This window comes from Micromonospora sp. WMMD975, from assembly GCF_029581215.1.
In the GTDB taxonomy this organism is placed as follows: Bacteria; Actinomycetota; Actinomycetes; order Mycobacteriales; family Micromonosporaceae; genus Micromonospora.
Window position 1 is genome coordinate 1,982,567 of record NZ_CP120739.1, and the last position, 12,636, is coordinate 1,995,202.

The window sequence follows — 12,636 nt, forward strand, 5'->3', positions numbered from 1 at the left end:
GCGCCACGGGCACAGCTGGTACACAGGATCGGGACAGCGCCGGTACAGCGGGTGCGCCCACGATGGGGAGCATGGTCATGAACGGGCAGGCCGCGCAGGGCCGCATCGAGCTGCGCCGACCCGACGGTGAGCCGGTGCGGGTGTTGGTGGTGGACGACGAGCCGACGCTCACCGACCTGCTCTCGATGGCCCTGCGCTACGAGGGCTGGCAGGTGGCCGCCGCCGGCAACGGGATGGCGGCGATCAGCACGGCCCGCCAGTTCCGGCCGGACGCCGTCGTGCTCGACGTGATGCTGCCGGACCTGGACGGGTTCCAGGTGTTGCGCCGCCTGCGCGAGCAGTCACCGAGCGTGCCGGTGTTGTTCCTGACCGCCCGGGACGCGGTGGAGGAGCGCATCGCCGGGCTCACCGTCGGCGGCGACGACTACGTGACCAAGCCGTTCAGCCTGGAGGAGGTGATCGCCCGGCTGCGCGCCCTGCTGCGCCGCACCGGGTTCGCGGTCGCCGCGCGGGAGGAGGCGGTGCTCACCGTCGGCGACCTCAGCCTCGACGAGGACAGCCACGAGGTACGCCGCGGCGACGACCTGATCACGCTCACCGCCACCGAGTTCGAGCTGCTGCGCTACCTGATGCGCAACCCCCGCCGGGTGCTGAGCAAGGCGCAGATCCTGGACCGGGTGTGGAACTACGACTTCGGCGGCCAGGCGAACGTGGTCGAGCTCTACATCTCGTACCTGCGCAAGAAGATCGACGCGGGCCGGACACCCATGATCCACACGCTGCGTGGCGCGGGCTATGTCCTCAAGCCCGCACAGTGACCTCGGCGGGCGGCTGCGGCGGCGGCTGGCCGGCTGGTCGCTGCGCCGCCGCCTGGTCCTCTCCGTGGTGGCGCTGCTGGCGCTGGTGAGCGTCGGCATCGGCGGCCTGACCACGGTCGCCCTGCGGCACTTCCTGATCGGCCAGATCGACAACCAGCTCACCTTCGGCGACCGCCGGCCGGCCGACCTGGAACGCTGGGCCCGCCGCGGCGTCGACCCGACCCGGCCCAACCAGGTGGCCCCGCCCGTACCGCCCGCCGGCGAGACGGCGCCGGCGCCGCCGGGAGGCTTCCCGCCGGGCTCGATCGCGGCCCGGGTGCCACCCACCGGCGGCCCCTCCGGGCAGGTCCGGACCGAGAGCGGCGCCACCGAGTCGGTGTCCGCGGCCGACCTGGCCGACCTGGCCACGGTGACCCCCGACGACCGTCCCCGCACGGTCGACGTCGGGGACCGGGGAGACTTCCGGGCCATCGCGGTGACCTCCCCGCGCGGCGACGGCGACGTGCTGGTCCTGGCGATCCCGACGGCCCAGGTCGACGAGACCGTGATGTGGATGCTCGTGGCCCAGGCCGGGGTCATCGGCGCCGGCCTGGTCATCGCCGGCGGCCTCGGCGCGTTGATCGTCCGGGGCACGCTCCGCCCGCTGAACCGGGTCGCCGCGACCGCCGCCCGGGTCACCGAGCTGCCGCTGGACCGGGGCGAGGTGGCCCTGTCGGTCCGGGTGCCGGCCGCCGACACCGACCCGCGTACCGAGGTCGGGCAGGTCGGCGGCGCGCTCAACCGGATGCTCGGCCACGTCGCCGCCGCGCTCGCCGCCCGGCAGGCGAGCGAGACCCGGGTACGCCAGTTCGTCGCCGACGCCAGCCACGAGCTGCGCACGCCGCTGGCCGCGATCCGGGGTTACGCCGAGGTGGCCCGGCGTGGCCGGCAGGAGGTGCCGCCGGACGTGGCGCACGCGCTGCGTCGGGTCGAGTCGGAGAGCACCCGGATGACGAGCCTCGTCGACGACCTGCTGCTGCTCGCCCGCCTGGACTCCGGCCGTCCGCTCACCGCCGAGCCGGTCGACCTCACCGCGATGGCGGTGAACGCGGTGAGCGACGCGCACGTGGCCGGACCGGAGCACCGTTGGCAGCTCGAACTGCCCGACGAGCCGCTCACCGTCACCGGCGACCCCCACCGGCTGCACCAGGTGGTGGGGAACCTGCTGGCCAACGCGCGGGTGCACACCCCGGCCGGCACCGCCGTGACCACCCGCCTCGCGGCGGTCCCGGACGGCGTCGAGCTCCAGGTCACCGACGACGGACCGGGCATCCCGGCGGACCTGCAGGCGGAGGTGTTCGAGCGGTTCGCCCGCGGGGACAGCTCCCGTTCCCGGGCGCACGGCAGCACCGGTCTGGGCCTGGCCATCGTGGCCGCCGTGGTGGAGGCGCACCACGGCCGGGTCGAGGTGGCCAGCGATCCCGGCCGCACCGCGTTCACGGTGTGGCTGCCGCGATCCACAGCGGACGCATAGGTCGTTCACGGGGGCGGGCCAGCGGGCGCTCCGAAGCTTGCCGGCATGGACAGAACCGAGAGCCTGCTGACCGGTGGCCCGGGCGCGACCGCCCCCGAGACCGGTCCGCCCGCGACCGATCCGGCCGCCCACCCCGTACCCCGGCCGACGCCGACCCCGGCGGACCCGCCGGCCGGTCGTGACCCGCGCTGGGCCCGCCCGGCCCTGCTCGCCCTGCTGGTGACGACCGGGCTCCTCTACCTGTGGGGCCTGGGCGCCTCGGGATGGGGCAACGCGTTCTACTCCGCCGCGGTGCAGGCCGGCTCGGAGAGCTGGACGGCGTTCCTCTACGGCTCCTCGGACGCGGCCAACTCGATCACCGTGGACAAGACGCCCGCCTCGCTCTGGCTGATGGCCCTCTCGGTGCGCGTCTTCGGGCTGAGCAGTTGGTCGATCCTGGTGCCGCAGGCGTTGCTCGGCGTCGCCTCGGTCGGCGTGCTGTACGCCTCGGTGCGCCGCTGGTACGGCCCGGCCGCCGGGCTGCTCGCCGGTGCGGTCCTCGCGCTCACCCCGGTGGCGACGCTGATGTTCCGGTTCAACAACCCCGACGCGCTGCTGGTGTTCCTGCTGGTGGCCGCCGCGTACGCGACGGTGCGGGCGGTCGAGACGGCGAGCACCCGGTGGCTCGCGTTGGCCGGCGTGCTCGTCGGCTTCGGCTTCCTCACCAAGATGCTCCAGGCGTTCCTGGTGCTCCCGGTCCTCGCCGGGGTCTACCTGCTGGCCGCGCCGACCGGCCCCGGACGGCGGATCCGCCAGCTCCTGCTGGCCGGTCTGGCCGTGCTGGTCTCCGCCGGCTGGTGGGTGGCGCTCGTGGAGCTGGTGCCGGCGAGCGCCCGCCCGTACATCGGCGGCTCGCAGCACAACAGCATCCTGGAGCTGACGCTCGGCTACAACGGCCTGGGCCGGATCACCGGCGACGAGGTGGGCAGCGTCGGTGGGGGCGGCCGGCCGGGCGGCGGAGGCGGGGGACCGTTCTCCGGGCAGGCCGGGTTGCTGCGGATGTTCGACACCGAGGTCGGCGGGCAGATCTCCTGGCTGCTGCCGGCCGCGCTGATCCTGCTGGTGGCGGGCCTGTGGCTGGCCGGCCGGGCGGCGCGTACCGACCGGCGGCGGGCCGGCCTGCTGCTCTGGGGCGGCTGGCTGCTGGTCACCGGGCTGATCTTCAGCTTCATGTCCGGCATCTTCCACGCGTACTACACGGTCGCCCTCGCGCCGGCCGTCGGCGCGCTCGTCGGCATCGGGGTCACCATGCTCTGGCGGGCCCGGACCGCGCCGGGCAGATGGCGTGGATACGCCGCCACGCTGATCCTGGCCGGCACGCTCGCGACCACCGCCTGGTGGTCGTGGCGCCTGCTCGGCCGCACCCCCGACTGGCACCCGTGGCTGCGCCCCACAATCCTGGCCACCGCGCTGACGACGGCCGCCCTCTTGGCCCTCCTCGACCTCCGCACCCCCCGGACCCTTCCGGTGACCAAGGAGTTCGCGTCGGGAAGCGAGCCGGGCGGCGACGCGAACTCCTTGGTCACCCCGGGCCGGGCGGGCCGGCGGTGGACGCGGTGGGTGGTGGCGGGAGTTGCGGTGGTGGGGGTGGCGGTGGGGATGGCGGGGCCGGCGGCGTACGCGTGGCAGACCGCGGCGACCCCGCACACCGGTTCGATCCCCAGCGCGGGTCCCTTCGTGGCGGGCGGCTTCGGTCCCGCCGGCCGGGGCGGCTTCCCCGGTGGGCGGAGCCCGGGCGGTGGGGAGTTCCCCCGGTTCCCCGCCGGCGGCAACGGCGCGTTCCCCGGCTTCCCCGGCGGTCAGAACGGCGCGGGTCAGAACGGCGGGAGTCCGGGTTTTCCGGGCGGCGGCCAGGCTTCGGGTGTCCCCGGCGGCCCGGACGGTGGCGCGGGCCCGGACGGCGGCACGGGCCAGGACGGTGGCGCGGGCCAGGTCGGGGGTGGCGGCTCGCGCGGCGGCGGCATGGGTGGGCTGCTCGACGCCCGCGAGCCGAGCGCCGAGATGACCGCACTGCTCACGGCCGACGCGTCGGACTACACCTGGGTCGCGGCCACGGTCGGTTCGAACAACGCGTCCGGCTACCAGCTCGCCACCGGCGAGCCGGTGATGCCGATCGGCGGCTTCAACGGCAGCGACCCGTCGCCGACGCTCGAACAGTTCCAGCGGTACGTCGACGCCGGGAAGATCCACTACTTCATCGGGGGCGGCGGGTTCCGGGCCAACGGCGGCAGCAGCGCCTCGGCCGAGATCGCCGCCTGGGTGGCCGAGACCTTCACCGCGACCACCGTCGACGGGGCCACCGTCTACGACCTGAGCAGCGAGGGCTGAGCCATGACCCGTACGTCCGAGCCCCGGGCCGCGGTGCACGCCCGGCCCACCGACGCCACCGCCGTGTTGGACGTGGTGGTCCCGGTCCACAACGAGGAGGTCGACCTCGGCCCCTGCGTACGGCGGCTGCACGCGCACCTGACCGCGCACTTCCCGTACCCGTTCCGGATCACGGTGGCCGACAACGCCAGCTCCGACGGCACCCGGGCGGTGGCCGAGGCGCTCGCCGGCGAGCTGCCCGAGGTGGGGGTGCTGCACCTGGCGGAGAAGGGGCGCGGACGGGCGCTGCGGGCGGCCTGGTCCGCGTCGCCCGCGCCGGCGCTCGCGTACCTGGACGTGGACCTCTCCACCGACCTGGCCGCGCTCCTGCCGCTTGTCGCCCCGCTCCTGTCCGGCCACTCCGACCTGGCCATCGGCACCCGGTTGGCGCGGGCCAGCCGGGTGGTCCGGGGCGCCAAGCGGGAGGTGATCTCACGGGGCTACAACCTGCTGCTGCGCGGCGCGCTCGCGGCGCGCTTCTCCGACGCGCAGTGCGGCTTCAAGGCGATCCGCGCCGACGTGGCGGCGGAGCTGCTGCCGCTGGTCCAGGACACCGGCTGGTTCTTCGACACCGAGCTGCTGGTCCTGGCGCAGCGGGCCGGGCTGCGGATCCACGAGGTGCCGGTGGACTGGGTGGACGACCCGGACAGCCGGGTCGACATCGTCGCCACCGCGCTGGCCGACCTGCGCGGCATCGGACGGCTGGGCCGGGCGCTGCTCACCGGCGCGTTGCCGCTGGCCCGGTTGCGTTCCCAGCTGGGTCGCGCGCCGCTTCCGGCGGCGCAGGTGCCGGTCGGGCTGCCCGGCCAGCTCACCCGCTTCGCCGCCGTGGGGGTGGCCAGCATGCTGGCGTACCTCCTGCTCTTCGTGGCGGCTCGCGGCCCGCTCGGGGCGCAACCGGCGAACCTGCTGGCGCTGCTGCTGACCGCGGTGGCCAACACGGCGGCCAACCGGCGGCTCACCTTCGGCGTCACCGGCCGCCGGCACGCCGGGCGGCACCACCTCCAGGGGATGCTCGCGTTCGCGCTCGGCCTGGCCCTGACCTCCGGGGCCCTGGCCGTCCTGCACGCGACCACGACCGCGTCCCGGGCCGCGGAACTGGCCGTCCTGGTGACGGCGAACCTGACCGCCACCGCCCTGCGTTTCCTCCTGCTCCGCCTGGCCATGCACCATCGCCGCTGAGGAGACGGCCGCCGTCGATCATGAGCTTGCCGTCCCGACACGCCCCGGACGGGGTGACGCCAACTTCATGATCGTCGGCGGGCGGTGGCAGGGTGGGTACGTGTACCGGGAACGTGAGGCGGGGCGGCTGCGCGGGGCGACGGTGTGGACGAGCGTCGCGTCCGGGGCCGGGCCGGTGCGGGTGCTGCCGGACGGGTGCCTGGACCTGCTCTGGTCCAGTCGGGCGGGGCTGCTGGTGGCCGGGCCGGACCGCACCGCGCACCTGTCCACGTCAGCGCCGGGGGAGCGGTGGATCGGTCTGCGCCTGCCCCCGGGCGTCGGGCCGGCGGTGTTCGGGCTGCCCGCCGAGGAGTTGCGGAACCGCCGCGTCCCGCTTGCCGACGTGTGGGGTGGCGCCGCCGACGATCTGGCCGAGCGGGTCGAGGCGGCGGTGTCCGGCCCGGGCGACCCGGCCGGGTGGCCGGGCCGATCGGCGGCGGGCGCCGCGATCCTGGAGGAGATGGCGGGCGCGCGGCTGCGGGCGGCCGGCGGGCCGGACCCACTCGGCGTCCGGGTGGCCGCCCGGCTGGCCGCCGGGGCGACGGTCGCCGCGACCGCCGCCGAGGTCGACCTCGGCCCGCGCGCCCTGCACCGGCGCAGCCGGGCCCTCTTCGGGTACGGCCCGAAGACGCTCGCCCGGATCCTGCGGATGGGCCGCGCGCTGGGCCTGGCCCGGGCCGGGGTGCCGCTCGCCGAGGCCGCCGTGCGGACCGGGTACGCCGACCAGGCGCACCTCACCCGCGACGTGCGGGAGTTGGCCGGGGTGCCGCCGACCCGGCTGCTCAGCCCGCCGGTCGACTGAGCGTGCGGCCGGCGCCGCCTCCCGGCGCTGGATCAGTCAACCTCCCGGCGCTGGGTCAGTCGGCCTCCAGGCGCTGGATCAGTCGGTGGCCAGCGGCGCGAACAGGTCGACGCCGTTGCCGTCCGGGTCGTGCAGGACCGCGTACCGCTGCCCCCAGAAGGCGTCCCACGGCGGCAGCTCCCCGTGGTGGCCGGCGGCGGTCAGCTCGGCGTACCGGCGGTCCACCTCGGCCGGGTCGGCGCAGCGGAACGCGAGGCTCATCCGGGGGCTGCCGGTGGGCGCGGTGAAGCCGGGATGGAAACTCCGGATCGTCTCGACGGTGTCCCAGGCCAGCCGGACGCCGTTGGGCAGGGTGATCTCCACGTGCGGTTCCGCCTCGGCGCCGGCCGGCACCGGCAGCCCCAGTCGGCGGTAGAAGTCGAGAGAGCGGCCCATGTCGGTGACGACCGTCCCGACGAGATCGAACTGCAGTGTCATGCCCGCCACGGTAGGCCGGGGCGGCGCCGGCCGTCTTGAACGGATCGGACGGGCGAGGAGTGCCCGGTGTGCCCGCGCGTATCCGGTCGACCGCGTACCGTAGGGGACGAGTCCGGCCTTTGCGCAATCAAACTCGCGTACCGGGCGGACAGCGATGAACCGGCGAAGGAAGGGAAAGCAGCCGTGACGCACCTGGCCTACCTGGACGCGGGATCCGGCAGTCTCATCGTGCAGGCGGTGGTCGGCGGGGTGGCCGGAGTGGCCGTCACCGCCAAGCTCTACTGGCGGCGCCTGGTGACCCGGTTCCGTCGCCAGCCCACCGACCGGGGCTGACGGCGTGACGGTCCCCGACACCGCCCTCCGCGTCGACCCCGGCTCCTTCCGCGACCCCGGCAACCGGGTCTACCACCGGGGCGCGGAGGTGCTGCGCGGGCTCGACGAACGATCCGCCCGCGACTGGCAGGCGCTGTCCGCCACCGACTTCTTCCGCGACCTCACCGCCGCCGGCCACGTCGTCGGCACCGAGGAGCTGACGCCGACCCCGGTCGACGCGCCCTGGGCCGCGGTGCTGCGCCACGACCGGATCCCGTTCGTCTCGCACCCCTACGAATGGTCGTACGCGATGCTGCGGGACGCGGCGCTGCTGCACCTGGACGTGCTGCGCGCCGCCCTGAACGCCGGCTTCACCACCAAGGACGGCTCGGCCTACAACGTGCAGTGGCGCGGCGCCCGGCCGGTCTTCATCGACGTCGGCTCGTTCGAGGCGCACCGCGACGGCGAACCCTGGGCCGGCTACCGGCAGTTCTGCCAGACCCTGCTCTACCCGCTGCTCATCCAGGCCCACCTCGGGCTGGACTTCCAGCCGTTCCTGCGGGCCCGCGTCGACGGCGTCGAACCGGACCAGATGCGCCGGCTGTTCGCCGGGACCCGCCGCTGGCGCGCCGGCGTGCCCACCCACGTGCACCTGCACGGCGCCATGCAGGCCCGCAACGCACGCGCCAGCACCAGCGACGTCCGCGCCCAGCTGCGCGCCGCCGGGTTCTCCCGCGAGCTGGCCCTGGCCACGGTACGCGGGCTGACCCGACTGATCCGCCGGCTCGACCATCGGCCCGGCGACACTCACTGGTCGGACTACCAGCGCACCTGCGCGTACTCCGTGCCGGACCGGCAGGTCAAGGAGGCGTTCGTCGACCGGGCGATGGCCGCCACCGCGCCCGGCTCGGCCCTGGACCTGGGCGCCAACGACGGCCGGTACGCCCGGATCGCCGCCCGGCACGCCGCGCACGTGGTCGCCGTCGAGCAGGACCCGGCGGTGGTCGACGCCCTCTACCGCGCCCTGCGCGACGAGGGGGAGCAGCGGATCCTGCCGCTGGTGATGGACCTGGCGGATCCCACTCCGGGCGGCGGCTGGCGCGGCGTCGAGCGGGCCGCGTTCGCCGACCGGGCCCGCGCCGACGTGGTGCTCGCCCTCGCCGTGACGCACCACCTGGCGATCGGCCGGAACGTGCCGCTGCCCGAGGTGGTGGACCAGCTCGCCGTGCTCACCGAGACCGGCGGCAGCCTGGTCGTCGAGTTCGTCCACCCCGACGACCCGATGGCCCGCCGGCTGCTGGCCAACAAGCCGGACGGACTCTTCCCGGACTACCGGCCGGAAGTGTTCGAGGCGCTGCTGGCCCGGCACGGACGGGTGGTCGCGCGCGCCGAACTGCCGTCCGGCACCCGCACCCTCCACCAGGTGGTGGTGGGTGGCTGAGGGCACCCTCGCGCCGCCGCGGGAGCGCCCCGCCGGCACCGGGACGCCCCGACGGCGGGTCGCCTGGCGGGCCGAGGCGGCACGGCTGGCGGAAATGGTGGCGCTGATCGGCCTGGTGGTCACCCAGCCGCTGCTGGACGTGCTCGGGCGCAGCCCCGACTTCTTCCTGTTCCACCGGGCCTCCCGGGGCGACGTGCTGCTCCTGGTCGCCCTGATCGCGGTGGCGCCCACGCTGCCGGTCGCGGCGCTCGGCGCGCTGTCCCTGCTCGGCGGCCGGGCCATCCGTGCCGCGGTGCACACCGCGCTCGTCGGGCTGCTGCTCGCCGCGCTCGCGGTCCAGGTCGGCCGGCACCTCACGCCGCTGCGGGGCGTACCGCTGCTGGTCGTGGCCGGCGGGGCCGGCGCCGCCGCGGCGGTCGCGCACCGGCGGTGGCGGGCGCTGCGCCGGGTGCTGCGGGTGGCTGCGGTCGGCCCGGTGGTCTTCGTCGGGCTGTTCCTGTTCGCGTCGCCGGCCTCCGCGGTGGTGCTGCCGAGGGGCGACGGCGGCACGGCCGGCGTGGCCGGGGCGGGCGCCCACCCGCCGGTGGTGATGATCGTGCTGGACGAGCTGCCGCTGGTGTCGCTGCTCGGCCCGGACGGGCGGATCGACGCCACCCGCTACCCGAACTTCGCCGCGCTCGCCGACGGATCGACCTGGTACCGCAACGCCACCGGGGTCAGCGGCTGGACGCCCTACGCGCTGCCGGCGATGCTCAGCGGCCGGTACCCCGACCGGGCGGTGGCGCCGCACTACTCGCAGTACCCGGACAACCTGTTCACCGCGCTCGGCGGCCTCTACCAGATCAAGGCCGAGGAGAGCATCACCCGGCTCTGCCCGCCCAGCCGCTGCGAGCAACCGGCCAGCCCGCCACAGGGATTCGGGGTGCTGGCCCGGGAGAGTGGCAAACTGCTGCGCCAACTCGCCGCGCCGGTGGACAGCCAGGTCGACCCGGAGGACTCCTACCGGGAACAGACCGCCGCCGAGGCCGGACTGGACGCCGCCGAGCCGGTGCCCGACGACCCGAAGTTCCGGTGGGACACCCTCGACGACAACCAGCCCGCCCGGTTCACCTCGTTCCTCGCCGGGCTACGCCCCGCCGACCGCCCCACGCTGCACTTCCTGCACCTGCTGATGCCGCACTCGCCGTGGGCGTACCTGCCGTCGGGGGCGCATTACGACGCGCCGGAGGACCTGCCCAACGACGGCGCCGGCTGGGTGGACCTGGCCCGGGCCCGGCACCTGGCCCAACTCGGCTACACCGACCGGCTGATCGGCGAGACACTGCGTACGCTGCGCGCCACCGGTCTCTACGACCAGGCGCTGCTGCTGGTCACCGCCGACCACGGCGTCAGCTTCCGCCAGGACTGGCAGGGACGCGGGATGGGCGCCATCGACCACGCCGCCAACCAGGTGGCCTGGGTGCCGATGTTCGTCAAGGAGCCCGGCCAGCATGCCGGCCGGGTGGACGACCGCAACTGGGAACACGTCGACCTGCTGCCCACCATCGCCGACGAGACCCACATCCGGGTGCCCTGGCGGATGGACGGCGTCTCCGCCGAGGCCGCCCCGCGCCAGCGGACCGACAAGCGCTTCTACGACCGGCCCGGGCAGCCGGTGACGATCACCGGCGGGGTGCCCGCGCCGGTGCCGCCGCCCCCCGCCGACCCGCTCGTCGGCAGGCGGGTCGGGAACGCGCCGGCCGGCGGGACGGCCACCGTGGCGAACCGCGCCGCGTTCGACGCGGTCGACCCGGCGCGCGGGCTGCCCGCGCTGGTCTGGGGGACCGTGCCCGACTCGGTGCCGGACGGCACCCGGCTCGCGGTCGCGGTCAACGGGACGGTCGGCGCGGTGGTGCCGGTGGTGCCACCGGACGCCGGCGGGCGGCGGTTCGCCGCATTCCTCCCCGACGACCGGCTCTTCGTCGCCGGCGCCAACCGCCTCGACCTCTACCGGGTCGACGCCGGGGGCGCGCTGCGCCGCCTCACGCTGTCCTGACCGCGTCCCCGCCGGTATCCGCCCCGGCCGCTGCCGGCATCCGCCCCGGCCGCTGCCGGCATCCGCCCCGGCCGCTGCCGGCATCCGCCCCGGCCGCTGCCGGTTTCCGCCCCGGCAAGTCGGGAATGAGGTGACGCATACCTCACCGCGAAACCACGCCGGGCGTTGTCCCCCGCACCGTGATTACGGTAGAAGCGAAGGCAATTCAACGAAGATCTTGCCGGCGAAGCGAGGAACAGATGACGGAAGTCAAGCTCGACCACCCCGGTGGGCAGCTGTCGATGCCGGTGCAGTCCGCGGTCGAAGGCCCCGCCGGCATCGGGGTGAGCAAACTGCTCAAGGAAACCGGGATGACCACGTACGATCCCGGGTTCGTCAACACCGCGTCCTGCTCGTCCGCGATCACCTACATCGACGGCGACGCCGGGATCCTGCGGTACCGCGGCTACCCGATCGACCAACTGGCCGAGAAGTCCTCCTTCCTGGAGGTCTCCTACCTGCTGATCTACGGTGAGCTGCCGACCCAGGCGCAGCTCACCGAGTTCAGTGAGCGGATCCGGCGGCACTCGCTGCTGCACGAGGAGATGCGCCGCTTCTTCGACGGTTTCCCCCGTGAGGCGCACCCGATGGCCGTGCTCTCCTCGGCCGTGAGCGCCATCTCGACCTTCTACCAGGACAGCCTGGACCCGTTCGACTCCGAGCACGTGGAGATGTCCACCGTGCGGCTGATGGCGAAGGTGCCCACCATCGCCTCGTACGCCTACAAGAAGGCGATCGGCCAGCCGCTGCTCTATCCGGACAACTCGCTCGGCTACGTCGAGAACTTCCTGCGGATGACGTTCGGCGTGCCGGCCGAGGAGTACGAGGTCGACCCGGTGGTCGCCCGGGCGCTGGACATGCTGTTCATCCTGCACGCCGACCACGAGCAGAACTGCTCCACCTCGACCGTGCGGCTGGTCGGCTCCAGCAACGCCAACCTGTTCGCCTCGGTCTCGGCCGGCGTGAACGCGCTGTTCGGCCCGCTGCACGGCGGCGCCAACCAGGCCGTGCTGGAGATGCTCCAGAAGATCCAGGCCGACGGCGGCGACGTCCGCTCCTTCGTACAGAAGGTGAAGGACAAGCAGGACGGCGTGAAGCTGATGGGCTTCGGGCACCGGGTCTACAAGAACTACGACCCGCGCGCCGCGATCGTGAAGAAGGCCGCCCAGGACGTGCTCGACCGGATGGCCAAGCCGGACCCGCTGCTGGACCTCGCGATGCAGTTGGAGGAGATCGCGCTCGACGACGACTTCTTCGTCTCCCGGCGGCTCTACCCGAACGTGGACTTCTACACCGGCCTGATCTACAAGGCCATGGGCTTCCCGACGAAGATGTTCACGGTGCTGTTCGCGCTGGGCCGGCTCCCCGGCTGGATCGCGCAGTGGCGCGAGATGATCAACGACCCGGAGACCAAGATCGGCCGTCCGCGGCAGCTCTACACCGGCGCCCCCGAGCGGCAGTACCTCCCCGCCACCAACCGCTGAGCTGTAAGGCGGGGCCCCCGCTTAACGCCTGCGGTATAGGCGGGGCCCCTTTTTAACCACCGCCGACGAGTGAGGCCGCCGACCCCGT

The 12,636-nt window shown here is 74.5% G+C and carries 10 protein-coding genes; 9 read left to right on the forward strand and 1 reads right to left on the reverse strand.

Going from position 1 to position 12,636, the window contains the following annotated elements; all coding sequences use genetic code 11:
• Window positions 1-62 precede the first annotated feature (62 nt).
• The 5 genes from O7613_RS08365 to O7613_RS08385 all read left to right on the forward strand — a co-directional run bounded on the left by O7613_RS08365 (window position 63) and on the right by O7613_RS08385 (window position 6,760).
• Entirely contained in the window at window positions 63-818 is a 756-nt protein-coding gene (locus O7613_RS08365) for a response regulator transcription factor (protein ID WP_281589934.1), read from the forward strand.
• Window positions 796-2,331, forward strand: coding sequence for a HAMP domain-containing sensor histidine kinase (locus O7613_RS08370; protein ID WP_282293094.1), 1,536 nt, complete (start codon window positions 796-798; stop codon window positions 2,329-2,331). Before O7613_RS08365 ends, O7613_RS08370 begins: the two co-directional genes overlap by 23 nt.
• A gap of 45 nt (window positions 2,332-2,376) precedes the next feature.
• Entirely contained in the window at window positions 2,377-4,698 is a 2,322-nt protein-coding gene (locus tag O7613_RS08375; RefSeq protein WP_282293097.1) for a glycosyltransferase family 39 protein, read from the forward strand.
• Between the two features lie 3 nt (window positions 4,699-4,701).
• Complete coding sequence (locus tag O7613_RS08380; protein ID WP_282293099.1) at window positions 4,702-5,919, forward strand: glycosyltransferase; 1,218 nt, start codon at window positions 4,702-4,704, stop codon at window positions 5,917-5,919.
• 100 nt (window positions 5,920-6,019) lie between these two features.
• Window positions 6,020-6,760 carry a helix-turn-helix domain-containing protein gene (locus O7613_RS08385; RefSeq protein ID WP_282293101.1) on the forward strand — a complete coding sequence of 247 codons (741 nt, stop codon included), beginning with the start codon at window positions 6,020-6,022 and terminating at the stop codon, window positions 6,758-6,760.
• A 78-nt stretch (window positions 6,761-6,838) separates the two neighbouring features.
• On the opposite strand, the gene O7613_RS08390 is transcribed toward O7613_RS08385, so the two are convergent.
• Entirely contained in the window at window positions 6,839-7,237 is a 399-nt protein-coding gene (locus O7613_RS08390) for a VOC family protein (protein WP_282293103.1), read from the reverse strand.
• 183 nt (window positions 7,238-7,420) lie between these two features.
• Between O7613_RS08390 and O7613_RS08395 the strand changes: the two genes are divergently transcribed.
• The 4 genes from O7613_RS08395 (at window position 7,421) to O7613_RS08410 (ending at window position 12,548) form a co-directional block, all read left to right on the forward strand.
• On the forward strand, window positions 7,421-7,570 hold the full coding sequence (locus O7613_RS08395) for a hypothetical protein (protein WP_281589926.1): 150 nt from the start codon (window positions 7,421-7,423) through the stop codon (window positions 7,568-7,570).
• Window positions 7,571-7,574: 4 nt separating this feature from the next.
• Complete coding sequence (locus tag O7613_RS08400) at window positions 7,575-8,990, forward strand: methyltransferase domain-containing protein (protein WP_282293105.1); 1,416 nt, start codon at window positions 7,575-7,577, stop codon at window positions 8,988-8,990.
• Complete coding sequence (locus tag O7613_RS08405; protein ID WP_282293107.1) at window positions 8,983-11,025, forward strand: sulfatase-like hydrolase/transferase; 2,043 nt, start codon at window positions 8,983-8,985, stop codon at window positions 11,023-11,025. Before O7613_RS08400 ends, O7613_RS08405 begins: the two co-directional genes overlap by 8 nt.
• Window positions 11,026-11,264: 239 nt before the next feature.
• Entirely contained in the window at window positions 11,265-12,548 is a 1,284-nt protein-coding gene (locus O7613_RS08410) for a citrate synthase (protein WP_281589920.1), read from the forward strand.
• Window positions 12,549-12,636 lie beyond the last annotated feature (88 nt).

What these genes read in the sequence shown, in the direction of transcription:
- O7613_RS08410 (WP_281589920.1), top strand. Translation starts at nt 11,265, where the DNA reads ATGACGGAAGTCAAGCTCGACCACCCCGGTGGGCAGCTGTCGATGCCG.
- O7613_RS08370 (WP_282293094.1), top strand. Translation starts at nt 796, where the DNA reads ATGTCCTCAAGCCCGCACAGTGACCTCGGCGGGCGGCTGCGGCGGCGG.
- O7613_RS08365 (WP_281589934.1), top strand. Translation starts at nt 63, where the DNA reads ATGGGGAGCATGGTCATGAACGGGCAGGCCGCGCAGGGCCGCATCGAG.
- O7613_RS08375 (WP_282293097.1), top strand. Translation starts at nt 2,377, where the DNA reads ATGGACAGAACCGAGAGCCTGCTGACCGGTGGCCCGGGCGCGACCGCC.
- O7613_RS08390 (WP_282293103.1), bottom strand. Translation starts at nt 7,237, where the DNA reads ATGACACTGCAGTTCGATCTCGTCGGGACGGTCGTCACCGACATGGGC.
- O7613_RS08380 (WP_282293099.1), top strand. Translation starts at nt 4,702, where the DNA reads ATGACCCGTACGTCCGAGCCCCGGGCCGCGGTGCACGCCCGGCCCACC.